Origin of the sequence: Paraburkholderia sp. RHO2, from assembly GCF_050955445.1 — a bacterium.
GTDB classification, from domain to species: domain Bacteria; phylum Actinomycetota; class Actinomycetes; order Mycobacteriales; family Mycobacteriaceae; genus Prescottella; species Prescottella agglutinans_A.
Map to the genome: position 1 here is coordinate 4884218 of NZ_CP162617.1, position 25797 is coordinate 4910014.

A 25797-nucleotide genomic window follows, 5' to 3' on the forward strand; every position below is an offset into this window, starting at 1 on the left:
ACAGGTACACCGGACATGACCAGCAACAAGAAGGTCCATCGCCGCCCCAATCCGCTGCAGTGGATCGCGTATTCCTGCGGCCGCAAGCTCCCCGACTCGATGCAGGACTGGGTCCGCAACGACCTCGTCGGCGACTGGGCGGTGCCCCGGCACATGATCCGCAGCATGGTGCCGTTCCTCCCCATCTTCGCGGCGTTCTTCCTGTTCCCCGGCCCGCTGTGGCTGCGCGGCTCGATGGTCCTGCTGGGCGTGTTCCTCGCGCTGTTCTTCGCGGCGGCCTACATGGAGCAGAACCGGCGCCGCCGGCTCGAGAAGCACGGGCTGTCGCCGGATCTGGAGAACCCGAAGAAGGTGGCCCGCTACAACGCCGAGAAGGCCGCGTACGAGAAGGCACACCCGCACACGATCTAGGTCGGCCCGCTCACAACCGGTCCGCCAGACCGGGATCATTCGCCCGTGGGCCAGCGAGTCGAACCTGGCGTCGAGCCGATCCAGGGTTGCGATCCCCGCGGCCTACCTGTCCGCATAGCCCGGCGCTTGGCGTCGTCGTGTGCCCGGCGCAGGAGACGGGTCGCCGATGCGTGTGTGCGGGCGCCCGGGTTGACGATCGAAACCCAGCCTCGAGCCCGATACAACGGATGCGGCAGGACCGCGTCGGTGGTGGTGTAGTCCCGGGGTGTCCCCCGGTCGCGTGGGTTCTCGCCGGTGAGATCGAGGAACGCATCGGTGCCGACGTGGATGTTCACGCGCCAACGATCGGGATGGTCGAGGTCGCACAACGCATCGTCGGGATAGTCCTTGGTGACGATGGTGGCGTAGGGCTGCTCACGCTGCGGCACTCGGCCGTCGGGGGCGTAGTAGAAGAAGTGGTCGCCCCAGGCGATCTCGGGGAACGCACTGCCCGCGCCGGGCGCGAGCTCGAGCACGCCGTCGAACGTTCGGATGGTCCCGAGAAGTTGCTCCATACTCATGGTTCAAGCGTGTACTTGAAGTGCTTGTGGAGGGTTCGCATGATCAGTGCCGGCGAAGCAGCCGCGCCCGTGACCACCGCTGCCGTTGCGGCAGCGACGGGATATTCGGTACAGCAGGTTCGTAACCTGGAGGCGCTGGGCGTGATCCCCGCCGCGACTCGGACGCACAACGGGTACCGACAGTTCTCCACAGCGCATGTCTGCGCCCTTCGCGCGTATCGCGACCTCGCACGCGCGGTGGGACCGGTCGAGGCGCGGCAAGCGATGCGAGAGATTCGTTTCCAGCCGCCGGACCGAGCGGCCGCGTTGATCTGTGGGTTCCATGCCAGACTCAACGGCGAGCGTGAGCAGGCCCTCGCGGCACGCTCGGCGTTGGAGTCGATCCGAGCCGAGGCGTCGACCGACGCCGAGCCGGTCGACGACGACTCCATGACCATCACGGAGTTGTCGCAGGCTCTCGGAATCAGAGCGTCCACACTCCGCTTCTGGGAGAAGGTCGGCTTGGTGGCACCCGACCGGGTCAACACGCGCGCGGGGACAGCGCGGCGCTACCCCCTTGCCGCCGTCCGGGAAGCGCGCATCACCGCTGTCCTTCGTGCCGGTGGCTACCGCATCCCGGACGTGCAGAAGGCGATCACAGCGATCCGCGACCTCGGCGACGTGAGCCACTCACGCGCCGCGCTCGACGCGCGACTGGAGGCCATCGCCCAACGCGCGCTCGCCCTTCTGCGCGCAGGAGCACTGTTGGCCGAGATCATCGAGTCGGCCGGGTCGGCGTGACACGACAGGTTCTGCCCCGCAACGTCATCCCTCCGCCTCACCGAGCCGGCGCCGCAGGTGCTCGCGCTCGGGTTCGGTCCCGGCCAGGTCGAGCGCGCGCCGGTACGCCTCGGCCGCCTCGGGTCGTCGTCCGAGGCGGATCAGCAGTTCGGCCCGCGCGGCCGCGTACGGGTGGTACGAGCGCAGGCGCGGTTCGTCGGCCAGGCCGTCGAGGAGCGCGATCCCGGCCTCGGGGCCGTCCCGCATCGCGACCGCGACCGCACGATTGAGCGCGACGACGGGCGACGGCACGATCCGGAACAGCACGTCGTACAGGGCCACGATCTGCGGCCAGTCGGTGCTCGCGGCGTCGGCGGCCTCGTCGTGCAGTGCGGCGATCGCCGCCTGGACGCCGTAGGCCCCGGGCGGGCCGCCGGTGAGGGCGACCAGCACCAGTTCGCTGCCCTCCTCGATCATCGCCCGGTCCCAGCCGGTGCGGTCCTGGTCGCCCAGCAACACCAGTTCGCCGCCCGGGCCGGTGCGGGACGCGCGGCGCGCGTGGACGAGCAGCATGAGCGCCAGCAGACCCGCCACCTCGCGCTCGCCCGGCATCAGTCGGTGCAGGATGCGTGTCAGCCGGATCGCTTCCTCCGCGACGTCCGCGCGCTGCAGTCGCATGCCCTCGCTGGCCGCGTATCCCTCGGTGAAGATCGAGTACAACACCTGCAGGACGCCGGGCAGGCGCTGCGGAACTCGTCGGCCCCCGGCATCCGGAAGGGCATGCGGTTGGTCCGGATCCTCTTCTTGGCCCGCACTATTCGTTTCGCCATCGTGTCCGGAGGCACGAGGAAGGCCCGCGCCACCTCCGGTGTCGTGAGGCCGCCGAGGCAGCGGAGCGTCAGGGCCGCGCGGTCCGCGGCAGGCAGTGCCGGGTGCGCGCACGTGAAGAACAGCTGCAGGCGCTCGTCGGGCAACTCGCCGCTCACGTCTGCGGGTGGGGCGGGATCGGCGCGATCGGCCTCCACCTGCAGCACCGCGATGCGCGCGGCGAGCGCCCGGTCCCGGCGCAGTCGGTCGACGGCCCGGCGCCGCGCCGTGGTCAACAGCCAGGCGCCGGGCTTGGACGGCACTCCGTCCACCGGCCAGTGCCGCAGAGCCGACTCGATCGCTTCCGACGTGGCTTCCTCGGCGAGGTCGAGGTCACCGAACCGGCGCACCAGGGCGGCGAGCAGCCGACCGCGTTCCTCCCGGAAGACCGCCTGGACGGAGGCCTCCGGCGCGGCGGTCTCGCGGCCGCTGCCCTCCCGCTCCACCGGCCGTCAGTTTCCGAAGTCGGCGATCGGTCGCACCACGATGCGGCCACTGCCACGCGATCCCGGGCACCTCGCCGCCCAGTCGAGCGCGACGTCGAGGTCGGGCACGTCGATGACGTAGAACCCGCCCAGCACCTCGCGGGTCTCGGCGAACGGCCCGTCGGTGGTGATCGTGCGGTCGCCGTCCGGCCCCACCTGCACGCTGGTCGCGGTGGTCAGGTCAGCCAACGACTCCCCCGAGACGTAGATCCCGGCGTCCTTGACCTGCTTGTCGTAGACCATCCAGTCCTCGGGGGTGCACCCGTTGTCGGGGTTGACGGAGTCGGCGTTGATGAGCAGCAGATACTTCATGGTCGGTTCCTCCTCGGGAGGTTCTCGTTGTTGCGGTACACCATGACGACGATCGAGGAGGCCGCCGATGGACAGGCCCGTCGAGAATTCTTTCCACGGGCCGTGCCGTCAGTCGAGTCCGCGCAGGAACCCCAGCATCGCGGCATTGACCTGCTCGGCGGCCTCCATCTGAACGAAGTGTCCGACGTCGGGGATCACGTGCGTCGAGACCAGGCCCGGCACCATCGCGGTCATGGTCTCGAACGGATTCGCACCCATCATCTCGAGCACCGGATCCTTCGAGCCCGCGATGAACATCGTAGGAACGGTGATCGGGCGATCGTGCAGTTCCTCGTTCTGCTCCCACACGTAGTCGTCCGCCCGGTACCAGTTGAGCCCACCGGTGAACCCGGTCCGCGTGAACTCCTCGACGTAGTAATCGAATTCGTCCCCGGTCAGCCACGACCACGGCAACGCGGGCGGATCGGGCAGCACGTCGAGGTACCCGTTACCCTCCGACGGGAAGTCCCAGCAGTCGAGGTACCGGTTGGCGCCGCTGAGGGCGTGGAAGATCTTGGCCAAGAACTCCCTCGGGTGCTCACCCAACTCCCGGTCGGCCGGGCCGAACTCCTGGAAGTAGTGCAGATGCACGAAGTGCTGGGACGCGAGATACCGGAACCCGATCGTCGGGCGGACCGGCTGACGCGGCATACGCGGGACGCTGAGCTGCATCAGCGCGCGCACCCGCCCCGGAGCCCAGTTCGGCAGGTCCCACACCAGCTGCGCACCGAAGTCGTGGCCCGCGAACACCGCCTGGTCGATCCCGAGCGCGTCGAGCAGGCCGACCATGTCGTCGACCGTGTGCCGGCGGTCGTAGGCGCGTGGATCCGACGGCGCGTCGGTGCGGCCGTAGCCGCGCATGTCCGGTGCAATCACCCGATACCCGGCCGCCGACAGCGCCGACAACTGGTGCCGCCAGCTGTACCAGAGCCCGGGGAAGCCGTGACACAGCACGACGGGGTCGCCGTCACCCTGCTCGGCGATGTGCATGTCGATGTCGCCGACGCGCACCATGCGGTGGGTGAGTGTGTGTGCAGGATCGGTCATTCCGGGAGGTTAGGTCACTTCAGACGCGGACGGAGCCAATCGACGAGATCGTCGAGCACCTTCTCCTGCTCGGGCTCGTTGAACACCTCGTGGAAGAGGCCGTCGTAGGTGTTCAGCGTCAGATCCTTCGACCCTGCCCGCGACGCGATCATCCGGCTGCCGGACACGTCGGCGAGGCGGTCGTCGGTGCCGTGCAGAAGCAGCAGCGGCATCGTGAGCGACGGCAGCCGCGCCGGGAAGCTCTCGGCCGCGATGAGCATTCCACGGGCGATGCCCGCCTTGACCTTGCCGTGATAGACCAGCGGGTCCGACTCGTACGCCGCCACCACCGCGGGGTCGCGCGAGACAGCCTTGGCGTCGAGGGTCTCGACGGGGACGCCCGGCGCGAAGCGGCCGATGATCTTGCCGATCTCGATCACAACCTTGGGCTTGCCGGTGGCGACGTCGACCGCCGGGGCCGACAGGATCAGGCCCGCGAGTTCGTCGGGGTGGTCCAGGGCGTAGGTCAGCGCGATCGCGCCGCCCATGCTGTGGCCGAGCAGGAACCGCTGCAGTCCCGGATTCTCGGTGACCGCGATCGCCGACAGCTGGTGCAGGTCGTCGAGGAATTCGGACCAGTCGTGCAGTTCGATGCGCTTGCCGCCGGAGCGGCCGTGGCCGCGGTGATCCGGCGCGTACACCACCAGTCCGAGCCCGACCAGCCGCTCGACGACGTGGTCGTACCGGCGGGCGTGCTCGCCCAGGCCGTGCGCGAGCAGAAGGATGCCCGTCGGCGCACCGTCCGGTCGCCATACGTCGTACGCAATGCGGGTGCCGTGCACCCCGGTGAATTCCGACTCTGTGTGCTGCACGAATGCGAGTCTAGGTCGATCGGCGCCGTCGTGTGGTGCTTGTCAGCGCGGTGCGCGGGCGGCACGATGAAGGTGTCCCCACAGGAGCGGCAATGAGCATCACGGAAGCCCCCTACCTGCGGTACACCGACCAGACGGGGTGCCCGCGCGAGCTGACGTTGTCCATCGACACGCCACGGGTGACGGTCGGTCGCTCACCCGAGGCCGACGTTCCGCTGACATCGGACCCGGAGGTCTCCCGGCTGCACGCCACGATCGAGTGGATCGGCACCGACTGGACCATCGTCGACGACGGGCTCTCGCGCAACGGCACTTTCGTCAACGGCGAGAGGATCTCCGGCCGGCGCCGCCTACGCAACGGCGACAGCATCCGGATCGGCAACTCCGCGTTCGTGTTCCGCGACCTCTCCGGGCAGGGGGGCGAGCCCACCCGGGTCGCGGCCCAGATGCCGACGGTGCGTTCCCTGACACCGACGCAGCGCTCGATCCTGGTCGCGCTGTGCCGGCCGTACAAACACAACGCGACGTTCGCGAATCCCGCGTCGAATCAGGAGATCGCCGACGAGGTGTTCCTCAGCGTCGACGCGGTCAAGACGCACCTGCGGACGCTGTTCGCGAAGTTCGGCGTCGAGAAGCTCCCGCAGAACCAGAAGCGACTGCGCCTGGTCGAGAAGGCGCTGCACAGCGGCGTGATCACCGAGCACGACCTGTGAGCGGTCAGGCCGCGACGTCCGCGTCCGGCCGCAGCCGCGTCCGCAGTCGGCCGAGCGCACGGTGCTGTGCGATGCGGACCGCTCCGGGCGTGGTGCCGAGCGCGTGCGCGGTCTCTGCCGCCGACATCCCCCACACCAACCGCATCACCACGATCTCGCGGTAGCGCGGGGGCAGGGACTCGACGAGTTCCCGCGCCTGCTCGCCGGACTCGACCTCGATCGCGCGCTCCTCCGGACCGGCATCGGGGCAGGCCACGTCACCGACGTCCTCGAGCGGCGCGCACGTCCGGCCGGCGGCGCGGCGGGCGTCGATCACCTTGTGCCCGGCGATCGCGTACACGTACGTCAGAAACGACGAACCCTGATCGCTGTACCGCGGCAAAGCGGTCATCAACGCCACGCACGCCTCGTGGGCCACGTCCTCGGCGACCGCCTGCAGCGCGCCGCGCCCCAACCGGGCGAAGCAGTAACGCCGCACCAGCGGATACACCACGGCGACCACCCGTTCGCGCGCGTCGCGCTCACCCGCGACCGCCCGTGGCACCCACTCGGCCAACACCTCCCTGGCGTGGGCGGCCGACATCTCGCCGATCCGTGTTGTCGTGCAGACATTCCCGTACATGTCGGTCTCCTCACCGGGGGGCGCGGTCGGCCGTCCCACGTCTTCGATCCTCGGCCGCGATCGGACGCTCCGACAGGCACCCTCGGGTGGGAGTAGCGCACCCCGCTCCCGGCGCCCACGGTTCCGCCGGCCTCCGCTTGTCACAGTCCGCAACTAGAGTTCGGGGCATGACCGTAGGGCAGAGCCTGGACGACGAATTCCTCACGGCAGCAGATCCTTACCGGCGCGAACTACTTGCGCACTGCTACCGGATGACCGGATCGATCCACGACGCCGAGGATCTTCTGCAGGAAACCATGGTGCGCGGGTGGCGCGGATACGCGAAGTTCGACGGCCGGTCGTCGATCCGTACCTGGCTGCACCGGATCGCCACCAACACGTGCTTGACGGCGCTCGAGAGCCGCGCCCGCCGGCCGCTGCCGACGGGCCTGGGCGCGCCGAGCTCGGATCCGTCCGACGATCTCGTCGAACGCCGCGAGGTGCCGTGGCTCGAGCCGATCCCGGATTCGATGGTGTGGGGGGACTCCGGCTGGGGTGCGGACGACCCCGCGACGGTCGTCGGCGCCCGGGAGTCGGTGCGACTGGCGTTCGTCGCGGCCCTGCAGCACCTGTCGGCGCGGCAGCGTGCCGTGCTGGTGCTGCGCGACGTGCTCCAGTGGAAGGCGGCCGAGGTCGCCGACGCACTCGGCACCACCACCGCCGCGGTCAACAGCCTCCTCCAGCGGGCCCGGGCACAGCTGGCCGAGGCGACACCGACGCCGGACACGCTCGTCGAACCCGAGTCCGAGGCCACCCGCGAACTGCTGCAGCGATACGTCGACGGGTTCGAGCGGTACGACATCGACGGCCTCGTCGAGCTGTTCACCCGGGACGCGATCTGGGAGATGCCACCGTTCGTCGGCTGGTACGTCGGCGGCGCCGACATCGCCCGCCTCGTCAAGGAGAAGTGCCCGTCGGAAGGCCCCGGCGACATGCGGCTGCTGCCGACGTCGGCCAACGGCCAGCCCGCGCTCGGTCTGTACATGCGCGGCGAGGACGGCGTCCACCGCCCGTTCCAGCTGCACGTACTCGACATCACCGAGCGCGGGGTCGCGCACGTCACGTGCTTCTTCGACGTCGACCTGTTCGCCAGATTCGGTCTGCCCGAGAGTCCCTGACCGTCCCCGCGGTCACTGCCCTGCGGCGGCCGGATCCATCCACATGACCTCCCACACGTGGTTGTCGAGGTCACGGAACGAGCGGCCGTACATGAAGCCGTGGTCCTGCGGGTCCATCCACTTGGAACCGCCGGCCGCGACCGCGGCGTCGACCAACGCGTCGACGCCCTCGCGGCTGTCCGCGGAGATGCAGGTGAGCACCTCGCGGCTCGCCGAGGTGTCGCAGATGTCGTCCTTGATGAAGTCCCGGAACCGGTCCTTCTCGAGGAACATGATCCACGCCGAGTCGTTGATCGCCATGCAGGCGGTGTTCGCGTCGCAGAACTGTTCATTGAACTCGAAGCCGAGTCCGCCGAAGAACGCTCGGGTGGCAGCGACGTTCTCGACCGGCAGGTTCACGAAGATCAGACGGGACATGGTTTCTCCTGACTCGAGTGGCGGTGGGTGCGTGGGCCCCGGCACTCACACCGGAAGCCCGCACCGATACAGACCACCGGCGCCCCGAAAACTCATCACACCCGCTGCGCCACCCCGATCTCCAGGCAATCGGTGCCCGCGAAGAGCGCCTCGAGCGCCCGCAGGGCCACGTCCTCCGGATCGGCCTTGGGTCCGCGCGCCAACTCCGTGTTCTCCATGCCGGCGCGATCGAAGAAGTCGGTGTCGGTGGCGCCGGGCATGAGCGTCGTGATCGTGACCCCGGTGTCGGCGAGTTCGCCACGGACCGCGTCCGCGAAGGACTGCACGAACGCCTTGGACGCCGCGTAGATGGCGAAGTGATGTCCCGGCATCGCGGCCGCCGAGGACGACGTGAACAGCACCCGGCCGTGGCCGCGATCGACCATCGGTGGCAGGACGTACTTCGCGAGTCGGACCGTCGCCGTCACGTTCAGCGCGATCACACGCAGGTCGTCGTCGATCGGCGTCCGGTCGAAGCGCCCGTACGCCCCGATGCCGGCGTTGAGTGCGGCCACCTCGATGGGCCGCTCCAGCGCATCCAGCGAGCGGCGCACCTCGGCGAGCCCGACATTGGTCGCCAGATCCGCCTCGATCGCGTGAGCGGTGATCCCCTGCGGCGCGAACTCGGCGGCCACGGGACGGACCGCGTCGTCGTCGGCCACCAGCACCAGGTCGTAGCGGCGGGCCGCGAGCCCGCGCGCCAACTCGTATCCGATCCCGGTCGAGGCGCCGGTCACCAGTGCGAGCGCCCGGGACCCGTTCGTTTCGCTGTCGTTCATCCGACGCCTCCTCCGATCCGATACCGCCCACGAGTTCCCCGGGGAGGGTTCCCCGAAACCCGACGGCGGGCCGTCCGGCGCCGGTCGACGAGCTTTCGGGGTAGGCACACGGACCGTCCGGTGGTGTCATGGATTCATGAGTGAGGACAAGCGACACTTCGTGGCGAGCCGACTCGACGGAATCATCCACACGCTCGAACTGAACGCACCGACAGCGGACGAGTCGTCGCCGGTGCCCACCGCGAACGGGTTCACCGGTTCGCTCGCCGAGGCGCAGCGGCACCGCGCTGAACTCGAATCCGCGACACCCGCCCGGGTCGACGAGATCGCGGCGGGCTATCCGGAGATCGAGAAGGACTGGGCGCAGCGGCAACCGACGTGACCCATCGGCCGCCACCGGCCGTCAGTGACCGAACGGGTACAGCACGCCCGCTGCATCGAGTCGCTTGACCCGACGGTGCTCGTGGAGCACCAGCGTGGTTCCCAGGACGAGGCTCAACGCGCAGATGGCCCCCGCGATCCACGCCCACCCCTGGAAGCCGTATCCCGCCGCGACCAGGGTCATGCCCAGGGTCACGATCGCGACGCCTATCAGGCCGTAGCCGGGCCAGTTGCGGGTGTCCTCGATGGCCTCACCCGGGTGTTCCCGCGCGACGGCGGCCGGTTGCCGTGCATCGTCGAAGTAGTTCACAAAAGCCTCCCGGTGCCGAGTTCCGTTTGCGCTCTCGTCGTACTGCGGTCGACGCGTCGCCGGAACAAGCACCGACGGCGGCCTTCCCGGCGATCCTCCTCCCGTTGCGAACCTCCCCGCACGGTTACCGGTAAACCCATCCCTCCACCCGAGGTGGCAGAACGGGCACCCTCGGGGTTCGGCAGCCACTCCCGGGGGCGCTGTCCGTGGAGCCCGGCCACGACGAGATTGGTGTGTGCGGCTCCAGCGCACATCCTCGTCTCGACCTCGGGAGGGCGTCATGATCACCACTCTCCGTTCCGACCGGCTCGGCCGACGGCGCGTGGTCGAGGCCGCGGACGGCGTCGCCCTCGCCGTCCGTGAGTTCGGCGACGCCGACGCGCCGGTGACCGTGGTGTTCGTCCACGGACACTGCCTGCACACCCATTCGTGGGCGCGGCTGCGCTCGCATCTGGCCCGGGAGTGGGGGCCGGCGGTGCGGATGGTGTTCTACGACCACCGCGGTCACGGTGATTCGGGGAGCGCACCGGCGCACACGTACACGATCGACCAGTTGGGCCGCGACCTCGACGCGGTCGTCAGCGCGGTCGCGCCGACCGGACCGGTCGTCCTGGTCGGCCACTCGATGGGCGGCATGGCCGCACTGGCCTACGTCCGGCAGCGTCCCGAGGCCGTCGGCTCGCGCATCGTCGGCGTCGGACTGCTCTCGACGGCCGCCAGCGACATCACCCGTTCCGGCCTGTGCCGGTTCCTGCGGCACCCGCTGGTCTCGGCGATCGAGTTCGGCGCCCGGCGCATGCCCGGGCTGGCGCAGCGCCTGGCCACGATCGCACTGGACAACCGGACGTCGGTCGTCACGATGTGCGGTTTCCTGCGGTCACTCGCCGGAGTCGACGAATCCCGCTCGCTCGCCGCGCTCGGCGACGTCCCGTCGCTCGTGCTCGGCGGCACCGCCGATCTGCTGACGCCGTTCGAGCATTCCGTCGCGATGGCGGCGACCCTTCCGTCCGCGGAGTTGGTCCGCCTGCACGACGCCGGCCATTCGGTGATCCTCGACCAGGCCGAGGAGGTGGCGCACGCGGTGGTCCGGCTGGTTGACCGAGCCGCGATCCACTACACGACCGGTTCGTCCGCCGCGTCCCCCGCCATGGTCGGGTGAGGATCTACCGGGTTGCCCGGTTCGCGGAACGGTGCCGCCGAAGAGGGGTATCGCGCATCCCGTAACCCGGGTCGCGAATCGTCTCCCGCGACCTGGCCGTTATGACACACTGTGCTGTCCGTGCACGTGGCCCCGACGGCTACGTGCACGTCAGGGTTTCGCGGGGGCAGTGCCGCGTGCGCCGACAGCGTCGGTGGGTCTGGGGAGTGTGGTTGTGGAGCCTGAACCGGGGACAGGAATGCGTGAGCGCCGGAGCACTCAGGCACACCGGACGCTGCTCGACCGGCCGCGGCTGTTCACGTTGCTGTCGGAATTGCCCGCCCTCATCGTGGTTCGCGGGCCTCGCGGCTCGGGCAAGACGAGCCTCGTGACGACGTGGATCGCATCGCCGCAAGCACCGTCCGGGCCGGTTGTCACGATGGATTCCCCCACGCCGTCCACCGCACCGGAGGACTACTGGACCGAGGTGTCCCGACGAATCGACGAGGCCCTCGGATCCGCGCCCTCCTCGGGCCCGGTCGTCCTGATCCTCGACGACGTCGACCGGCTCGACGACCCGGCGACGGAGACACGCGTGCTCGAACTCCTGGACCGGCACGCACGTGTTCATGCCGTCGTCACCACCCGCAGCACCCAGGTGTTCGGCGACGCCGGCCTGCTCGACGTCGATCACGTCTCCATCTCCCCCGCCGACCTGCGCTTCACGACCGACGAGTCGCGACAGTTACTGCTCGCCCGCGGCGTCGCACTGCCGCAGCGCCTGATGGAGACGGTGCAGGACGCCACCGGCGGGTTCCCGCCGCTGGTCCAGACGGCGGCACCTGTCGCACGGTCCTTCGGCACCGACTATGCCCAGAACCGGGAACTGGCCCGTCACGCGCTCGAGCGCTCGATCGACCGCTACGTCGAACGCGAGATCCTGCGCGATCCGGGCCTCGCCGACCTCCGGGAATTCATGCTGACGATCGCCGCGGCGCGGACCGTCACCACCACGGTGGCCGAGAAGCTGACCGACGACCGAGCACCCCAGCGCCTGCGGGAACTCGAGTCCGCGGGCGTGCTCGTGCGGTCACCGTGGCCCAAGGACGACGAGTGGAAGTACCCCGCCCCGATTCGCGACTCGCTGATGCGCGACGTGCGCCGGGCCGCGCCGGAAGGACCGCTGCGGGCGTCGAGCGATCTGGCCCGGTGGTTCCTCGACCGCGGCGATCCGGCCTCCGCGCTCGCGCACGCCGTCGAGGCGCGCGACTGGGACCTCGCTGTCGTGATCATCAAGGCCGACTGGGTCCAGCTGATGTCCCGGCACTTCCACCTCGTCCGGGAAACCCTGATGACCCTCCCCGAGGAGGCCGCCGCCGGCGACCTGTCGATCCGGGCCGGACGGGAACTGTTCCTGCGGTTCGGATCCGACGCGCCCCACATCGCCCATCCGGTGCCGCTGGAGATCGGCGACGAGACGCCCCTGAACACCGCCGACCTGGCCGACGCACTGGCGATCGGCAGCGTGCAGTCGCTGATCCTGCGAGTCTCCGGCAACCTCACCCAGGCGTCCCGGATGAGCGTGCGGATGTCGGAGCTCGGCGAGCGCGCCCTCGGCGCGCTACCGAGCGAGGTCGCGCCCTTCCTGCCACTGCTTCGGCTGCAGTGGGGCATCACGCACCAACTGCACGGCGACATCGCCCGTGCGTCGGCCGAGTTCCGCCGCGCGTACAACAACAGTCGTCCGGGTGGGATCGATTTCATCGCGCGGAACGCGGCCGGTGGTCTGGCGCTCGACTACGCCCTGATCGGCGAACTGGGGCACGCCGACTCCTGGCTCGACCGGGAACGCCGACAGGAGGACACGTCCTCGTGGGGCACTCCGGCGGGCCGCGTCGGTGGACTGGTCGCGGCCGCACTCGTCGCGATCGATCGGATGGAACTCCATCTCGCCGGCCTGGCCCTCGCGGAGCTGGGCAATCTTCCCGACGACGAGGAGCTGTGGGCGTTCGCGGTGTACGCGCACTGCCAACTCGCGCTCGTCAGCCGGCACGCCGAGATGGGACTCGACCGCCTGCACCGCGCGGTGACGGTCTACGACCGCTGGTACACGCCCGAGTCGATGGCAGCGCAACTGCTCGCCGCCACCGAGGCCGAGCTGCACCTGGCCCTGGGACGCGGCAACGAAACGTGGATGACGCTCGAGAATGCGCGCGGCCGCGGCCCCTGGACGACGCTCGCCCACGCACGGATGGAGTTGTCGAGCGGCCAGCCGGCCGCTGCGCTCGCCGACTGCTCGCAGCCGACCGTCGCGGACTGCCCGTACCCGCGCATCCGCCTGGAGTCCGCGCTCATCCAGACAGCCGCGAATCTGGACTTGGCCCACCACGCGCGGGCGCAGACGATGTTGCGGCGCGCCATCGCGCTGTTCGAGCAGACCGGGATGGTCCGCCCCTTCGCGTCGCTGCCCGCCGTACGGATAGCGCAGCTGTCGGAGCTGGGGATCGCGCTGCCGGAGGCCTGGCTGGCGGCGGCACCGGCCGAGAGCGACGCGGTGTTCCCGGACCGCGTCCAGCTGGTCGACATCAGCGACCGCGAATCGGCAGTGCTGGCGGCGCTGGTGTCGACACCCTCGATCGCGGAGATCGCGGCCAGGCTGTTCGTGTCACAGAACACCGTGAAGTCGCAGCTCCGCAGCCTGTACCGCAAGCTCGGCGTCCATTCCCGCGCCGACGCGCTGCTGACGGCCGCGCGACTGGGCCTGATCGGGTCCGGTTCCGACGCCTAGCGTCCACCGGCGCCGGGAGGGCCGGGAATAGTTCCGTGCACGATGCGTTGAGCTACGGTGAACTAGTTGAATCCTCAACTAATAGATCTCAGGAGCGTCCCATGCCTGCTGTAACCGTCGACAACATCCTCGCGCTGCCGCGCCTCGAGGCCGCGGATCCGTCCGCGGTGGACCGGCCGGTGCGCGGCGTGGTCACCGCCCCCGTCGGGTACGAGGGTGAGGGATTTCCCGTACGCCGCGCCTTCGCCGGCATCGACCTCGCCCACCTCGACCCCTTCATCCACATGGACCAGATGGGCGAGGTGAACTACGCGCCCGGTGAGCCCAAGGGCACCCCGTGGCACCCGCATCGCGGCTTCGAGACCGTGACCTACATGATCGACGGGATCATGGAGCACCAGGACTCCAACGGCGGCGGCGGCATCATCGGCGGCGGCGACACCCAGTGGATGACCGCGGGTGGCGGCATCCTGCACATCGAGGCCCCGCCCGAGCACCTGGTGATGAGCGGCGGCCTGTTCCACGGCGTCCAGCTGTGGGTCAACCTGCCCAAGAGCAACAAGATGGCCGCGCCGCGCTACCAGGACATCACCGGCAGCAAGGTCGCGCTGGTGTCGAGCCCGGACGGTGGCGCGCTGATCCGCGTGATCGCCGGCGAGATCGGCGGTCACCACGGACCGGGATCGACCTACACCCCGATCGCGCTGTCGCACACGACCGTCGCGCCGGGCGCGAGCGTGACGCTGCCGTGGAACCGCGACTTCAACGCGCTGGTCTACGTGCTCGCCGGTGACGGCTTCGTCGGCGCGGAGCGCCGGCCGATCTCGTCGGGCCAGACCGCGGTCCTCGGACGCGGCGATTCGATCACGGTTGCGGCCGCCGACGTCCAGGACTCGCGCACCGAGTCGCTCGAGGTGTTCGTCCTCGGCGGGCAGCCCATCCGGGAGCCCGTCGCGATGGCCGGCCCGTTCGTCATGAACACCAAGGCCGAGGTCATGCAGGCGTTCGAGGACTTCCAGGCGGGCCGCCTGGGTTCGATCCCCGCCGCTCACGACACCCTCGAATGACATCAATGATGTTGTTGGACAAGCGATCACCTGGGTCGGTCGACCGACCCGGGTGATTGGTTCCGACACTCGTCCGTGAACACTCCGAGACCGAACCGACACCGCTGATTCGGCGCCGACCCGCCCCACTTCGTACCCTTGTGACTCGACAGCGCGAAATGCCTCGAATGCACCGGAGAAGCCCCATCCGCGCTCGTCACCGAGGAGGACCGCATGCCAGCTCTCACCACTCCCCACATCGACGTCCACCGTGCGGGTGATCGTTCGAAGACCCGCATCCCGTGGCTGGACTCGAAGCACTCGTTCTCGTTCGGCCACCACTACGACCCGGACAACACCCATCACGGGTTGCTGCTGGTCAACAACGACGACATCGTCCAGCCTGGCCAGGGCTTCGACACCCATCCCCACAAGGACATGGAGATCGTCACCTGGGTGCTGCAGGGTTCGCTGGTGCACCAGGACTCGATCGGGCATTCCGGAGTGATCTATCCGGGTCTCGCCCAGCGGATGAGCGCGGGCACCGGGATCCTGCACTCGGAGAAGAACGACTCGTGGCGGTTGCAGGGCGACGAGCACACCGACCCCGTCCACTTCATCCAGATGTGGGTCGTCCCGGACGAGGCCGGCATCACGCCCGGCTACGAGCAATTGGAGATCGACGACGAACTGCTGACCGGCGGGCTGGTCCCTGTCGCATCGGGCATGCCGCAGCACCGGGACCACGCTGCGATCCGCATCAAGAACAAGTACGCGTCGCTGCACGCCGCCCGTCTCCAGCCGGGCCGGCCGGTGCGCATCCCCGAGGCCCCGTTCGTGCACGTGTTCGTCGCCCAGGGCACCGCCGAGATGGAGGGCGTCGGGACGCTGTACGAAGGGGACGCGGTCCGCGCCAGCGCTTCCGGCGGTCAAACCGTCACGACCGAGACGGGCGGCGAGATCCTGGTGTGGGAGATGCACGCCCGTCTCGGCGGGTGAGAGCCGAGGCGCGCCGCCTCGCGCTGATCGAGACGCGGCTGATCGGCGGACGGGCACCTGCGGGTTTCCGCCCGGGCGAGCGCCCGGCTGGGACAGCCGTTCGGCGACGCCGGGCGGTAGTGATACACAAGACCGATGACCGAGACTGCCGCTGATCTCCGCACCGCACCCGAAAGCCGCGACCGGCTCAACCTGTTCATGGGTGTCGAGGCACGGGAGGTGCGGCCGGGGCACCTCGTGCTCGCGCAGGAGGTCGGCTCCCGGTTCCACGATCACCGTGGGCAGACGATCCTCGGATCGGTCGGCGTGCTCGCCGATGCGTGCCCCGGCGGCGCGCTGGGCAACTCGATCCCCTCCAGTGCCGGCATGGTGCTGTCACAGATCTCGGCGACGCTGGCGGCGCCGATGCCGGCCCACGGGACGGTCGTCTCGACCGGTGACGTCGTCACCCTCGACGCCGACGCGGGCATCGGTCTCGCGGCCGGCGCCATGCACGACGGCGACGGAAACACGGTGGCAGTCCTCCAGTCCCGCGGCGTCTTCGTCACACGACCGCGCGCGAACGCCGACGCGGTCTTCAGCGGCGATCGCCTCCCCGTGCCCGCCCCCGAGCCGTGCGCGGCACCGGACGAACTGGCCGGACGGGCCGGCCTGGATGTGGTCGACGGCATCGCGTCGGAGCGGATCGCCCGTGGGCCCCTCGCCGGGCTGCTCGACCTCCGTCTCACCGACGTCGAGCGCGGCAGCCTCACCGCGACGTTCGCGCCACAGGACTGGATGAGCAACTACCTGGGTTCGATCCAGGGCGGTGTCCTGATCACCGCGGCCGACCTCGTCAACGGCCTTGTCGCACAGACCCTCACCGCCGCCGACCAGCAGTACCGGATCCTGGACCTGCGCATCGACTTCGTCCGCTCCCCCGCCACCGACGGCCCCGACATCCGCGCCGAGGCGGAGGTCGTCCGCGCCGGACGGCGGCTGGCGCTCATCGAGTCCCGCCTGCTCGACGGGTCCGGGCAGGTGCTGATCCGGGCGGCCGCGAGCGCGCAGCTGTTCTGACCGCTTCCCTCGGCGTCGACGTTCGAACCACCGATTCGTGAAGGATTCGGGTCGGTTCGCGGGACTGATCCTTCACGAATCGCGGACGGAACCATCTCGGCACGAGCAGCGTCGAAGCCGGTATGACGCCATCTCAGGTGCACGCCGCGATGGCCCGGCAGGACGGCGTAGTGACGCTCGCCCAGGCCCCGGGCGCAGGCATGTCCAAGTCCGCGGTGAGCCGACGCGTCCGTTCCGCGGAGTGGCGGCGCCTCACCACGGGCGTCTACCTACGGGCGGATCGCGCCCGCACCCCTGCAGTCGATCTCCGTGCCGCGGTGTACGCGAGTGGACCGGGGGCCGTCGCGTGCGGGGCCAGCGCCGCCTGGTGGCACGGACTACTGGACCGCCCTCCGACGGTGCACTGCGTCACGATCCCGGCTTCCCGAGCCGTACGTCGCCGCAGTGGCATCCAGGTCCGCCGACGCGACCTCGACCGACGTGACACCGAGTCCCGCCGCGCACTGCGTGTGACGGGACTATCTCTGTCCGTCCTCGAAGCAGCGGTCACGCTGCGCGACGGCTCTGCACTCATGGACAGGGCAATCCAGCGCCACACCACAATCGAAACACTCCAGGCAGTTCACGAGCGCAATCCCGGCCGCCACGGAGCGTCCGCCGCAGCACAACTGCTGAGGGCGGCCGGCGAGGGCGGGGCCTCGGAGGCGGAGCGCATGTTGCACCGTCTGCTGCGGCAGGCCGGGCTGACGGGTTGGCGTCCACACGTCCGCAGTTGCGGATACGAGATCGACGTCGCGTTCGTCTCCGAGCGGGTGGCGATCGAGGTCGACGGGTGGGCATGGCACCGCGACGTCGACCGGTTCAACCGTGACGCGCAGCGTCAGAACGCGCTGATGAACGCGGGCTGGCACGTGCTGCGCTTCACGTGGCACCACCTGCGCAACGACCCCGAGGGCGTGATCGCACAGGTCCGCCAGGCGCTCGCCGGATGATGTGCGAAGGATTCGGGTCGGTACCCGGGACGAATCCTTCAGGATCGGCCGCGACCGGCGAGGCGGTGTAAAGATGGAGCGATGACGACTGCGCAGCATTCCGGCATCGACCTCACCCATCTCGACCCGGCCATCCGCCCCCAGGACGACCTGTTCGTGCACGTCAACGGCAAGTGGCTGGACGAGTACGAGATCCCGGCCGACCGGGCGGTGGACGGCGCGTTCCGCACGCTGTACGACAAGGCCGAGGAGGACGTGAAGACGCTCATCCAGGAGGCGGCCGAGTCCGGCGCGGCGCACGGCACGGACGCGCAGAAGATCGGCGACCTGTATTCGAGCTTCATGGACGCCGACGCCGTCGAGGCCGCCGGACTGACCCCGATCGCCGAGGAACTGTCGGCGGTCGCGAACGCCGCCGACCTGAGCGAGCTGGCCGGCGTCGTCGGACGCCTGCAGCGCGCCGGTGTCGGCGGCGCGATCGGACAGTACGTCGACACCGACGCCAAGAACTCGGCGCGCTACCTGGTGCACTTCACGCAGTCCGGCATCGGCCTGCCCGATGAGTCGTACTACCGCGAGGACAGCTACGCCGAGGTCCGCGCGGCGTACCTCGCGCACGTCCGGAAGATGTTCGAGCTGGCCGGCATCGACTACGACGCCCAGCGCGTGTTCGACCTCGAGACCGCGATCGCGGCCGGCCACTGGGACGTCGTCAAGCGCCGCGACGCCGAGCTGAGCTACAACCTGGTGACGCTGGGCGACCTCCGGTCGCAGCACGGCGGGTTCGACTGGGCTGCTTGGATTTCCGGCCTGCAGGCCACGCCGGAGCAGCTGGCCGAGATCGTGGTGCGTCAGCCGAGCTTCGTCGAGACGCTGACCGACCTGTGGACGTCGCGTCCGATCGAGGACTGGAAGGCCTGGGCCACGTGGCGGATCCTGCACTCGCGGGCGCCGTACCTGACCGAGGCGATCGTCGCGGAGGACTTCGCGTTCTTCGGCAAGACCCTCAGCGGCACGCAGGAGAACCGTGAGCGGTGGAAGCGCGGCGTCTCGCTCGTGCAGGACCTGCTCGGCGAGGCCGTCGGCCGGCTGTACGTCGAGCGGCACTTCCCGCCGGAGTCCAAGGCGCGCATGCAGGTGCTGGTCGCCAACCTCCAGGAGGCGTACCGCCGCAACATCTCCGACCTCGAGTGGATGAGCCCGGAGACCCGGCAGGCCGCCCTCGCGAAGCTCGAGAAGTTCACCCCGAAGATCGGGTACCCGGACAAGTGGCGGGACTACTCGGCCGTCGAGATCGACCCGGCCGACCTGGTGGGCAACTACCGCAGCGGGTTCGCCGCCGACCACGATCGCGACATCGCCAAGCTGGGCGGCCCGGTGGACCGTGACGAGTGGTTCATGACCCCGCAGACCGTCAACGCGTACTACAACCCGGGCATGAACGAGATCGTCTTTCCCGCAGCGATTCTGCAGCCGCCGTTCTTCGACGCCGACGCGGACGACGCCGCCAACTACGGCGGTATCGGCGCGGTCATCGGCCACGAGATCGGGCACGGATTCGACGACCAGGGCGCCAAGTACGACGGCGACGGCAACATGGTCGACTGGTGGACCGACGACGACCGCACCGAGTTCGGCAAGCGCACCAAGGCGCTCATCGAGCAGTACAACGACTTCGAGCCCAAGGACCTGCCGGGACATCATGTCAACGGCGAGTTCACGATCGGCGAAAACATCGGCGACCTGGGTGGCCTGTCGATCGCGCTGGAGGCGTACCGCATCGCGACCGAGGGCGCCGAGGCCCCGGTGCTCGACGAACTGACCGGTCTGCAGCGCGTGTTCTTCGGGTGGGCGCAGGTGTGGCGGACCAAGGCGCGCAAGGAAGAAGCACTGCGGCGATTGGCCGTCGACCCGCACTCGCCGCCGGAGTTCCGCTGCAACGGCGTGATCCGCAACCTCGACAGCTTCCACGAGGCGTTCGGGGTCGAACCGGGCGACGCCCTGTACCTGGAGCCCGACAAGCGCGTCAAGATCTGGTAGTGCCGCACGGGCGGTTCGCCGGTCCCCCGACCGGCGAACCGCCCTCAGGACCCGGCCAGGTCCATCCGCAGGAACTCGCGGATCCGGAGCAGCTTCGGCGGGCGCGCCGCATCGCCCGGCAGAGCCTCGAACGCCTCGCTCTCGCCCACCAGTCGCGGCGCGGTGAGTTCGACCTCTGTCCCGTCGACGCGGAGCCGGGCCCTGCCGGCCGCCAGCACGTTGCGCACCCAGTCCGCCCCCGACCCGTACACCGGCACGAACAGGTAGCCCCCGTCGACCGGAAACGCGTCGAGCGGGGTGCGGTACGTCGCACCGGACGTGCGGCCGACGTGCTCGAGCACCGGCCATTTCCCGCCCGCGACCGCGCGGGGATTGAACACGCGCTTGTTCACGTGGCCCCACCACCTCGGCATCGGCATCGCACTCCCCTTTCCCTCGCCCCATTCTTCCTTACGCGTGTAAGGCTGGCTTACGCCTGTAAGGTTGTCAACACCCAGCATGCCTGTCCGCCCATCCGCAACGGGAGCCCTCGTGTCACCATCACCGCGCTCGCCGCGCCGCCCACTGAGCCGAGAGCGCGTGTTGGAAGCCGCGATCGAGGTCGCCGACCGCGGGGGCGTGGAGGCGATCACCATGCGCCGGGTGGCACAGGAGCTTGGCGTCGAGGCGATGTCGCTCTATCACCATGTCCCGAACAAGGACGCGCTGCTCGACGGCGTCGTCGACGCGGTGTTCGCCGCGATCGAGCTGCCCGACCCGGAGTGCGACGACTGGCGTGACGCGATCCGTGCGCGCGCGACCTCCGCGCGAACCGTTCTGTCGCAACACACTTGGGCGCTCGGGCTCATGGATTCGCGCCGCCACCCCGGCCGGGCGACGCTGCGCCACCACGACACGGTCCTCGGCGTCCTCCGACGGGCCGGGTTCACGCTGCCGATGGCGGCCCACGCGGTCTCGCTCGTCGACAGCTACATCGGTGGCTACGTCCTCCAGGAGGCGAACCTGCCGGTGACGACGCCGGACGACGTCGAGGAGGTGGCCGGCAACATCCTCGACCAGCTGCCGGCGGACGAGCTGCCGTACCTCGCGGAGATGATCACCGACCACGCCCTGCAGCCCGGGTACGACCACACGAGCGAGTTCGGCTGGGGCCTGGACCTGATCCTGGACGCGCTCGAAGCCCGCCGCCGAACCCCTACCGCGCGTACATGATCACGCCGACGCCGCACAGGCAGAGCAGCGCGCCGACGATGTCGTAGCGGTCGGGCCGGAAGCCGTCCATCACGACGGCCCACAGCAGCGAACCCGCCACGAACACACCGCCGTACGCGGCGAGGATGCGCCCGAAGTTGGCGTCGGGCTGCATCGTCGCGACCAGTCCGTACACGCCGAGCGCGATCATGCCGGCGCCGACCCACAGCCAGCCGCGGTGTTCGCGCACGCCCTGCCAGACCAGCCAGGCGCCGCCGATCTCGAACAGCGCGGCCAGGACGAACAGCAGGATCGAGCGAGTCACCGTCATGGCACGGATTATGCGTGAGTGGTCACCGCAGCCGCTCGTCCGAGTACGCCGAGAAGAACCGCACCTCGTCGAGCTTCGGCAGCAGGTGCAGTTGCTCACCGGGGCGCACCGACACCTTCCGGTCGACGCGGACCACCACGCGGCCGCCGCGGCTCGTCCACGTCCCGTCGGTCGGGTCGGCCTTGACCGCGTGGACGAACGATTCGGCGCCGAGTTCCTCGAACAGCTCGGCGACCACCGTGAGCGCGCCCTTGCGCCACTCCCCCACGAGGGTCCACGACTCCGGGCGGACCCCGACCACGACGCGTTCCTCCCTGCGCGCCGACGCCGGCAGCGGCACCCGCAGCTCGCCCAGAACCGCGGTCGCCCCCTCGACCCGCGCCTCGAGCAGGCTCATCCCAGGAGATCCGATGAACCCGGCGACAAACGTGTTGACCGGGTCGTCGTACAGGTCGCGCGGACGGGCGATCTGCTGGAGCCGACCGTCCCGCATCACCGCCACCCGGTCACCCATCGTCATCGCCTCGACCTGATCGTGCGTGACGTAGACGGTGGTGGTGCCGAGCCGCCGCTGCAGGCCGGAGATCTGGGCGCGCGTACTCACCCGCAGTTTCGCGTCGAGGTTCGACAGCGGTTCGTCCATGCAGAACACCGCCGGGTGTCGGACGATCGCACGTCCCATCGCGACCCTCTGGCGTTGTCCGCCTGAGAGTTTGGCCGGCTTGCGCCCCAGGAGCGGCTCGAGTTCGAGCATCCGCGCGGCCTCGAGGACCCGGGCGGTGCGCTCGGTCTTGTTCACGCCCGCGTTCTGCAGGGCGAAGCCCATGTTCTCGGCGACCGTCATGTTCGGGTACAGCGCGTAGTTCTGGAAGACCATGGCGACATCGCGCGCCTTCGGCGGCAGGCCCGTCACGTCCGCGCCCCCGATGCGGATGTGTCCGGTCTCGACGGATTCGAGACCGGCGAGCATCCGCAGGCTCGTGGACTTCCCGCACCCGGACGGCCCGACGAGGACGACGAACTCGCCCTCCGCGATGTCGAGGTCGAGTCGGTCGACGGCCGGTCGCTCGCCGCCCGGGTAGCGGTGCGTGACCGCCGAGAACTGCACGTGTGCCATGGTTTTCCTTCTGCGTTTCTACTACTGGGGCAGCTTCGGGGCGATCTGCCGGTCGATCGTCTGCTGCAGCTGCGATGCCACCGACGCGAACGTCGACTTCACGTCGGCGTTCTGCAGGGCGATCTGCTCGAGCCCGGTGCCGATCACCTGGTCGGCGCCCGGGACGAAGACGCGGGCGTAGTCCTGCGACCGGGTGTGCGCGAGCTGCTCGACGGCCGTGCGGGAGTTGGGGTTCGCGTCCAGGTATGCCTTCATCGACGGCACTTCCACCGCAGACTTGCGGACTGGCATGTAACCGATGTTCTGCGAGAAGTACGCGGTGTTCTCGGCGTTGGTGATGAAGTCGATGAACTTCAGTGCGTTCTTCTTGCGCTCGTCGGAGATGCGCGACGGGATCGCGAGGCCGGCGCCACCGGTGGGGCAGCCGGGTCGGCCGTCGGACGTCGGCAGGAACGCGGTGCCGAAGTCGAATGCCGCGGACTTCTTGATGCCCGACAGGTCTCCGGTCGACGCGATCGTCGAGGCCAGGATCCCGGCGCCGAACTCGTTCGCGATGTCGCTCGACACCGCCGCATACTTCTTGGTGAAGACCATGTCGCGCAGGAAGTTGCCTGCCTCGAGCGTCTTGGGATCGTCCAACTTCAGCGTCCACTGGTCGGAGTACGCACCGCCGAAGGTCCAGATCGGGCCCTCGTAGGTCCAGCTCAGGTAGTTCTTGGCGTTGCCCCAGCCGTGCGCCAGCTTGCCGTCACCGACCACGCGCTGCAGCTCCGGACCCCACTGGTCGAACTCCTGCCACGTAGCGGGACCGCGGTCGGGCAGCCCGGCCTGCGCCCAGATCTGCTTGTTGTAGTAGAAGATCGGGGTCGAGCGGGCGTACGGCAGCGCGAAGTGCTTGCCCTGGAACAGGTAGTCGGCGAGCAGCGAGTCGACGTAGTCGGACGCGTTGACGCCCACCTCGCCGAACAGCGGGTCCAGCGGTTCGATCGCCCCGGTCAGTGCGTAGTTGAACCACCAGACATCGGACAGCACAACGACATCCGGCAGCGCTCCACCCGACAGCGCGGCATTGAACTTCTGCGAGACCTCCTCGTAGTTCTTGCCGCCGTCCACCAGGTCGACCTTCAGGTCGGGATACTTCGCCTCGAAGCGCTTGATCAGTTCCTTCTCCACATCCTGGGACTTGCCCGGGTGGTTGGACCAGAACGTGATCGTGTTCGAGCCACCCGTGCTCGACGCGCTCGAGCTCGACGAACCGGAGCCCGATCCCGAGCCTGCGCATGCGGTCAGCGCGGCCCCGGCCGCGATCGCCCCGGTCAGTCCGAGGAAGCCGCGACGGTTGATGTGTGCCATTTTCGTCAGTGCCTTTCATGCATGGTTCGAAAAGTCAGCCCTTGACCGCACCGGAGGTGAGGCCCTTGATCATGTGTCGTTGCAGCAGAAGGAAGATCACGAGGATCGGTAGCATCGTCAGCACGGTGCCGGCCATGACCGGTCCCCAGTTGGTGAGGCCGTCGTTGTTCTGCAACTGAGTCAGCCCGATCGGCAGCGGCGCGACCGATGCGTCGTCGGACATCAGGAACGGCCACAGGTACTCGTTCCACTCGTTGACCACGGTGATGATCGCGAACGCGACCATCGTCGGCCCCGACACCGGCAGCACGACCCGCCACAGCAGCCGGAGGTGCCCGGCGCCGTCCATCCGCGCCGCCTCTATGATCTCGGACGGTATCGACAGAAAGTGGTTGCGCATCAGGAACGTCCCGAAGGCGACGCCGGCGAGGGGAAAGATGATGCCCTGGAAGGTGTTTCGCCATCCCCACTCCGCGACCAGCGCGTAGTTCGAGATCACCGTGATCTGGTTGGGAACCATGAGCGCCGCGATGATGGTCAGGAACACGACGTTCTTGCCGGGGAACCGCAGGAACACCAGTCCGTAGGCACTGAGGACACCGAGCACGAACTTGATCGCCGCCAGCGCCGTCGTGATGATCACCGAGTTGCGCAGGAACGTCGTGAACGGCACCGACGTGACTGCCTCGGTGTAGTTCTCGGGATGGAAGGAACTCGGCCACCACGTGACCGGCTGGGTGTAGATGTCGGGCCGATCCTTGAACGACGTCATGACGATCCAGAACAGCGGCAGCGCCACCATCACGAGCGCGCACACCATCGCGGCGTACCCGAGCGCGGTCAGCGCGCGCTGACGGCGCCGCTGCACACGCGCGTCCGGCGCGAGGATCTCGCTGGGCAGCGACCGGGCGACCGAACGCTCCTCGACGGCGGTCATGCCTGCTCACCCCGATCCATGACCCGCACCTGGTAGACGGTGACGGCGAGCAGCACCAGGAACATGATCGTGGCGACCGTGGCGCCGTACCCGGCCCGGAAGTTGCGGAACGACTCGTTGTAGACCTGGTAGACCATCGTGGTCGTCCCGGTCCCGAGCGGGCCGCCCCGCGTCATGACGTTGATGATGTCGAACACCTGCAGCGAGTTGAGCATCACCGTGATCGACAGGAAGAAGGTGGTGGGTCGCAACTGCGGCAACAGGATTCGGCGGAACCGGGTCCACGTGCTCGCGCCGTCGATCGCGGCGGCCTCCGACAGCTCGGGGCGCAGGCCCTGCAGCGCGGCGAGGTAGATGACGAACGTGTAGCCGAGGTTCTTCCACATGTAGGTGACCGTCACCATGAACAGCGCCCAGCCGGGTTCCTGGTAGAAGTCCGGCACCGAGGTGACGCCGACGCGGTGCAGCAGGTCCTGGACGAGGCCGAAGTTGGGATCGAACACGAACTGGAACGCCACACCGATCGCAGCTCCGGAGATCACGAACGGGGCGAAGATCGCCGAACGAACCAGGTTGCGCCCCAATAGCTTACGGTCGAGCAGCAGCGCCAGTCCGAGACCGAGCACCATCGAACCGACCACCGTCGCCAGCGTGAACACGACCGTGTTGGAGACGATCTGCCACGTGTCGTCGCGACTCCACCATTCCCGATAGTTGTCGAGACCGATGAAGGTCGCCACCGGATCGGCGATGTTCCAGTCGAAGAACGAGAGCCGGATGTTGTCCATGAGCGGTCGATACGTGAACAGGGTCAGCAGCACCAGGTTGGGGCCGACCAGGGCCACGAACAGCGCGTAGTCGCGCCACGGGCGGCCGAGCAGGCCGCGGCCGGGCGCCTGCGGGAGCGTTCTCTCCGGACTCGATCTCACCGCCGCAGTGTTACCGGCGACTGCGAATACCGGGTGAATGCACGCGACACACGGCCTGAACGTCTCGGGTCGATGCACCCGGACGCGAAAAAGGCGCTGCGCGAGTCGTTCTCGCGCAGCGCCGGTCT

29 protein-coding genes are annotated in these 25797 nt (G+C 69.1%); 13 read left to right on the forward strand and 16 right to left on the reverse strand.

Annotated elements, in window-relative coordinates; translation table 11 throughout:
- Window positions 1-15 precede the first annotated feature (15 nt).
- Window positions 16-411: a DUF5313 family protein gene (locus tag ABTV10_RS22755; RefSeq protein ID WP_499030699.1), complete on the forward strand. Its 396-nt coding sequence runs from the start codon at window positions 16-18 to the stop codon at window positions 409-411.
- 35 nt (window positions 412-446) lie between these two features.
- Here the strand turns inward: ABTV10_RS22755 and ABTV10_RS22760 are convergent, their stop codons facing one another.
- The gene (locus tag ABTV10_RS22760) at window positions 447-971 is read right to left on the reverse strand and encodes a DUF6194 family protein (protein ID WP_499030701.1); all 525 of its coding nucleotides are present in this window, start codon (window positions 969-971) and stop codon (window positions 447-449) included.
- 39 nt (window positions 972-1010) lie between these two features.
- Between ABTV10_RS22760 and ABTV10_RS22765 the strand changes: the two genes are divergently transcribed.
- Entirely contained in the window at window positions 1011-1751 is a 741-nt protein-coding gene (locus ABTV10_RS22765; protein WP_499030704.1) for a MerR family transcriptional regulator, read from the forward strand.
- Window positions 1752-1775: 24 nt separating this feature from the next.
- Here ABTV10_RS22765 and ABTV10_RS22770 read toward each other — a convergent pair whose 3' ends face one another.
- The 5 genes from ABTV10_RS22770 to ABTV10_RS22790 all read right to left on the reverse strand — a co-directional run bounded on the left by ABTV10_RS22770 (window position 1776) and on the right by ABTV10_RS22790 (window position 5331).
- On the reverse strand, window positions 1776-2453 hold the full coding sequence (locus ABTV10_RS22770; RefSeq protein ID WP_499030706.1) for an RNA polymerase sigma factor: 678 nt from the start codon (window positions 2451-2453) through the stop codon (window positions 1776-1778).
- Entirely contained in the window at window positions 2363-3043 is a 681-nt protein-coding gene (locus ABTV10_RS22775; protein WP_499030708.1) for a sigma factor-like helix-turn-helix DNA-binding protein, read from the reverse strand. Before ABTV10_RS22775 ends, ABTV10_RS22770 begins: the two co-directional genes overlap by 91 nt.
- Window positions 3044-3049: 6 nt before the next feature.
- Window positions 3050-3394: a YciI family protein gene (locus tag ABTV10_RS22780; protein WP_433607832.1), complete on the reverse strand. Its 345-nt coding sequence runs from the start codon at window positions 3392-3394 to the stop codon at window positions 3050-3052.
- A gap of 108 nt (window positions 3395-3502) precedes the next feature.
- Window positions 3503-4480, reverse strand: coding sequence for an alpha/beta fold hydrolase (locus ABTV10_RS22785; RefSeq protein WP_433607834.1), 978 nt, complete (start codon window positions 4478-4480; stop codon window positions 3503-3505).
- A 14-nt stretch (window positions 4481-4494) separates the two neighbouring features.
- Window positions 4495-5331, reverse strand: a complete 837-nt coding sequence (locus ABTV10_RS22790) for an alpha/beta hydrolase (RefSeq protein ID WP_499030712.1) — start codon at window positions 5329-5331, stop codon at window positions 4495-4497.
- Window positions 5332-5423: 92 nt separating this feature from the next.
- On the opposite strand from ABTV10_RS22790, the gene ABTV10_RS22795 reads away from it, so the two are divergent.
- The gene (locus tag ABTV10_RS22795) at window positions 5424-6044 is read left to right on the forward strand and encodes an FHA domain-containing protein (protein ID WP_433607838.1); all 621 of its coding nucleotides are present in this window, start codon (window positions 5424-5426) and stop codon (window positions 6042-6044) included.
- A 4-nt stretch (window positions 6045-6048) separates the two neighbouring features.
- Here the strand turns inward: ABTV10_RS22795 and shbA are convergent, their stop codons facing one another.
- Window positions 6049-6705, reverse strand: coding sequence for an RNA polymerase sigma factor ShbA (gene shbA / locus ABTV10_RS22800; RefSeq protein WP_499030715.1), 657 nt, complete (start codon window positions 6703-6705; stop codon window positions 6049-6051).
- Between the two features lie 128 nt (window positions 6706-6833).
- On the opposite strand from shbA, the gene ABTV10_RS22805 reads away from it, so the two are divergent.
- Window positions 6834-7823: a sigma-70 family RNA polymerase sigma factor gene (locus ABTV10_RS22805; protein ID WP_433607840.1), complete on the forward strand. Its 990-nt coding sequence runs from the start codon at window positions 6834-6836 to the stop codon at window positions 7821-7823.
- Window positions 7824-7835: 12 nt separating this feature from the next.
- Here the strand turns inward: ABTV10_RS22805 and ABTV10_RS22810 are convergent, their stop codons facing one another.
- Together ABTV10_RS22810 and ABTV10_RS22815 are read right to left on the reverse strand one after the other, a co-directional pair.
- A complete protein-coding gene (locus ABTV10_RS22810) occupies window positions 7836-8240 on the reverse strand; it encodes a VOC family protein (RefSeq protein ID WP_433607842.1) in 405 nt (134 codons plus the stop codon).
- A 95-nt stretch (window positions 8241-8335) separates the two neighbouring features.
- Window positions 8336-9058 carry an SDR family NAD(P)-dependent oxidoreductase gene (locus tag ABTV10_RS22815; protein ID WP_499030718.1) on the reverse strand — a complete coding sequence of 241 codons (723 nt, stop codon included), beginning with the start codon at window positions 9056-9058 and terminating at the stop codon, window positions 8336-8338.
- Window positions 9059-9194: 136 nt separating this feature from the next.
- Here ABTV10_RS22815 and ABTV10_RS22820 point away from each other — a divergent pair, with 136 nt between their 5' ends.
- On the forward strand, window positions 9195-9440 hold the full coding sequence (locus tag ABTV10_RS22820) for a hypothetical protein (RefSeq protein ID WP_499030721.1): 246 nt from the start codon (window positions 9195-9197) through the stop codon (window positions 9438-9440).
- Window positions 9441-9461: 21 nt separating this feature from the next.
- Here ABTV10_RS22820 and ABTV10_RS22825 read toward each other — a convergent pair whose 3' ends face one another.
- Window positions 9462-9749: a hypothetical protein gene (locus ABTV10_RS22825; protein ID WP_433607848.1), complete on the reverse strand. Its 288-nt coding sequence runs from the start codon at window positions 9747-9749 to the stop codon at window positions 9462-9464.
- A 280-nt stretch (window positions 9750-10029) separates the two neighbouring features.
- Here ABTV10_RS22825 and ABTV10_RS22830 point away from each other — a divergent pair, with 280 nt between their 5' ends.
- The 7 genes from ABTV10_RS22830 to ABTV10_RS22860 all read left to right on the forward strand — a co-directional run bounded on the left by ABTV10_RS22830 (window position 10030) and on the right by ABTV10_RS22860 (window position 19811).
- Entirely contained in the window at window positions 10030-10908 is an 879-nt protein-coding gene (locus ABTV10_RS22830) for an alpha/beta fold hydrolase (protein WP_433607850.1), read from the forward strand.
- Between the two features lie 238 nt (window positions 10909-11146).
- A complete protein-coding gene (locus ABTV10_RS22835) occupies window positions 11147-13675 on the forward strand; it encodes a helix-turn-helix transcriptional regulator (RefSeq protein WP_499030724.1) in 2529 nt (842 codons plus the stop codon).
- Between the two features lie 101 nt (window positions 13676-13776).
- Window positions 13777-14742 (forward strand): pirin family protein, encoded by a 966-nt coding sequence (locus ABTV10_RS22840; RefSeq protein ID WP_433607854.1) that lies wholly within the window; start codon window positions 13777-13779, stop codon window positions 14740-14742.
- 213 nt (window positions 14743-14955) lie between these two features.
- The gene (locus ABTV10_RS22845; RefSeq protein ID WP_499030727.1) at window positions 14956-15720 is read left to right on the forward strand and encodes a pirin family protein; all 765 of its coding nucleotides are present in this window, start codon (window positions 14956-14958) and stop codon (window positions 15718-15720) included.
- Between the two features lie 135 nt (window positions 15721-15855).
- Window positions 15856-16779 carry a PaaI family thioesterase gene (locus ABTV10_RS22850; protein WP_433607860.1) on the forward strand — a complete coding sequence of 308 codons (924 nt, stop codon included), beginning with the start codon at window positions 15856-15858 and terminating at the stop codon, window positions 16777-16779.
- Between the two features lie 122 nt (window positions 16780-16901).
- Complete coding sequence (locus ABTV10_RS22855) at window positions 16902-17771, forward strand: PDDEXK-like endonuclease domain-containing protein (protein ID WP_499030730.1); 870 nt, start codon at window positions 16902-16904, stop codon at window positions 17769-17771.
- Window positions 17772-17852: 81 nt separating this feature from the next.
- Window positions 17853-19811: a M13 family metallopeptidase gene (locus tag ABTV10_RS22860; RefSeq protein ID WP_499030732.1), complete on the forward strand. Its 1959-nt coding sequence runs from the start codon at window positions 17853-17855 to the stop codon at window positions 19809-19811.
- Between the two features lie 44 nt (window positions 19812-19855).
- Here the strand turns inward: ABTV10_RS22860 and ABTV10_RS22865 are convergent, their stop codons facing one another.
- On the reverse strand, window positions 19856-20230 hold the full coding sequence (locus ABTV10_RS22865) for a nitroreductase family deazaflavin-dependent oxidoreductase (RefSeq protein WP_433607866.1): 375 nt from the start codon (window positions 20228-20230) through the stop codon (window positions 19856-19858).
- A 112-nt stretch (window positions 20231-20342) separates the two neighbouring features.
- Between ABTV10_RS22865 and ABTV10_RS22870 the strand changes: the two genes are divergently transcribed.
- The gene (locus ABTV10_RS22870) at window positions 20343-21023 is read left to right on the forward strand and encodes a TetR/AcrR family transcriptional regulator (protein WP_499030735.1); all 681 of its coding nucleotides are present in this window, start codon (window positions 20343-20345) and stop codon (window positions 21021-21023) included.
- Here ABTV10_RS22870 and ABTV10_RS22875 read toward each other — a convergent pair.
- Genes ABTV10_RS22875 through ABTV10_RS22895 form a run of 5 tightly spaced genes read right to left on the reverse strand, consistent with a single transcriptional unit; the run spans window position 21007 to window position 25669 of the window.
- Window positions 21007-21333: a YnfA family protein gene (locus tag ABTV10_RS22875; RefSeq protein ID WP_433607870.1), complete on the reverse strand. Its 327-nt coding sequence runs from the start codon at window positions 21331-21333 to the stop codon at window positions 21007-21009. The genes ABTV10_RS22870 and ABTV10_RS22875 overlap by 17 nt on opposite strands.
- Before the next feature lie 22 nt (window positions 21334-21355).
- Entirely contained in the window at window positions 21356-22450 is a 1095-nt protein-coding gene (locus ABTV10_RS22880) for an ABC transporter ATP-binding protein (protein ID WP_499030739.1), read from the reverse strand.
- 21 nt (window positions 22451-22471) lie between these two features.
- Window positions 22472-23803 carry an ABC transporter substrate-binding protein gene (locus ABTV10_RS22885; protein WP_499030741.1) on the reverse strand — a complete coding sequence of 444 codons (1332 nt, stop codon included), beginning with the start codon at window positions 23801-23803 and terminating at the stop codon, window positions 22472-22474.
- A 34-nt stretch (window positions 23804-23837) separates the two neighbouring features.
- Window positions 23838-24740, reverse strand: a complete 903-nt coding sequence (locus tag ABTV10_RS22890; RefSeq protein ID WP_499030744.1) for a carbohydrate ABC transporter permease — start codon at window positions 24738-24740, stop codon at window positions 23838-23840.
- The gene (locus ABTV10_RS22895; RefSeq protein WP_499030746.1) at window positions 24737-25669 is read right to left on the reverse strand and encodes a carbohydrate ABC transporter permease; all 933 of its coding nucleotides are present in this window, start codon (window positions 25667-25669) and stop codon (window positions 24737-24739) included. The genes ABTV10_RS22890 and ABTV10_RS22895 overlap by 4 nt, the downstream gene beginning before the upstream one ends.
- Between the last annotated feature and the right edge of the window lie 128 nt (window positions 25670-25797).

Excerpts from the sequence above, each read along its gene's own strand:
- ABTV10_RS22755 (WP_499030699.1), top strand. The coding sequence starts at position 16 with ATGACCAGCAACAAGAAGGTCCATCGCCGCCCCAATCCGCTGCAGTGG.
- ABTV10_RS22760 (WP_499030701.1), bottom strand. The coding sequence starts at position 971 with ATGAGTATGGAGCAACTTCTCGGGACCATCCGAACGTTCGACGGCGTG.
- ABTV10_RS22765 (WP_499030704.1), top strand. The coding sequence starts at position 1,011 with ATGATCAGTGCCGGCGAAGCAGCCGCGCCCGTGACCACCGCTGCCGTT.
- ABTV10_RS22780 (WP_433607832.1), bottom strand. The coding sequence starts at position 3,394 with ATGAAGTATCTGCTGCTCATCAACGCCGACTCCGTCAACCCCGACAAC.
- ABTV10_RS22785 (WP_433607834.1), bottom strand. The coding sequence starts at position 4,480 with ATGACCGATCCTGCACACACACTCACCCACCGCATGGTGCGCGTCGGC.
- ABTV10_RS22795 (WP_433607838.1), top strand. The coding sequence starts at position 5,424 with ATGAGCATCACGGAAGCCCCCTACCTGCGGTACACCGACCAGACGGGG.
- ABTV10_RS22805 (WP_433607840.1), top strand. The coding sequence starts at position 6,834 with ATGACCGTAGGGCAGAGCCTGGACGACGAATTCCTCACGGCAGCAGAT.
- ABTV10_RS22810 (WP_433607842.1), bottom strand. The coding sequence starts at position 8,240 with ATGTCCCGTCTGATCTTCGTGAACCTGCCGGTCGAGAACGTCGCTGCC.
- ABTV10_RS22815 (WP_499030718.1), bottom strand. The coding sequence starts at position 9,058 with ATGAACGACAGCGAAACGAACGGGTCCCGGGCGCTCGCACTGGTGACC.
- ABTV10_RS22820 (WP_499030721.1), top strand. The coding sequence starts at position 9,195 with ATGAGTGAGGACAAGCGACACTTCGTGGCGAGCCGACTCGACGGAATC.
- ABTV10_RS22830 (WP_433607850.1), top strand. The coding sequence starts at position 10,030 with ATGATCACCACTCTCCGTTCCGACCGGCTCGGCCGACGGCGCGTGGTC.
- ABTV10_RS22835 (WP_499030724.1), top strand. The coding sequence starts at position 11,147 with ATGCGTGAGCGCCGGAGCACTCAGGCACACCGGACGCTGCTCGACCGG.
- ABTV10_RS22840 (WP_433607854.1), top strand. The coding sequence starts at position 13,777 with ATGCCTGCTGTAACCGTCGACAACATCCTCGCGCTGCCGCGCCTCGAG.
- ABTV10_RS22845 (WP_499030727.1), top strand. The coding sequence starts at position 14,956 with ATGCCAGCTCTCACCACTCCCCACATCGACGTCCACCGTGCGGGTGAT.
- ABTV10_RS22850 (WP_433607860.1), top strand. The coding sequence starts at position 15,856 with ATGACCGAGACTGCCGCTGATCTCCGCACCGCACCCGAAAGCCGCGAC.
- ABTV10_RS22855 (WP_499030730.1), top strand. The coding sequence starts at position 16,902 with ATGACGCCATCTCAGGTGCACGCCGCGATGGCCCGGCAGGACGGCGTA.
- ABTV10_RS22860 (WP_499030732.1), top strand. The coding sequence starts at position 17,853 with ATGACGACTGCGCAGCATTCCGGCATCGACCTCACCCATCTCGACCCG.
- ABTV10_RS22865 (WP_433607866.1), bottom strand. The coding sequence starts at position 20,230 with ATGCCGATGCCGAGGTGGTGGGGCCACGTGAACAAGCGCGTGTTCAAT.
- ABTV10_RS22875 (WP_433607870.1), bottom strand. The coding sequence starts at position 21,333 with ATGACGGTGACTCGCTCGATCCTGCTGTTCGTCCTGGCCGCGCTGTTC.
- ABTV10_RS22880 (WP_499030739.1), bottom strand. The coding sequence starts at position 22,450 with ATGGCACACGTGCAGTTCTCGGCGGTCACGCACCGCTACCCGGGCGGC.
- ABTV10_RS22885 (WP_499030741.1), bottom strand. The coding sequence starts at position 23,803 with ATGGCACACATCAACCGTCGCGGCTTCCTCGGACTGACCGGGGCGATC.
- ABTV10_RS22890 (WP_499030744.1), bottom strand. The coding sequence starts at position 24,740 with ATGACCGCCGTCGAGGAGCGTTCGGTCGCCCGGTCGCTGCCCAGCGAG.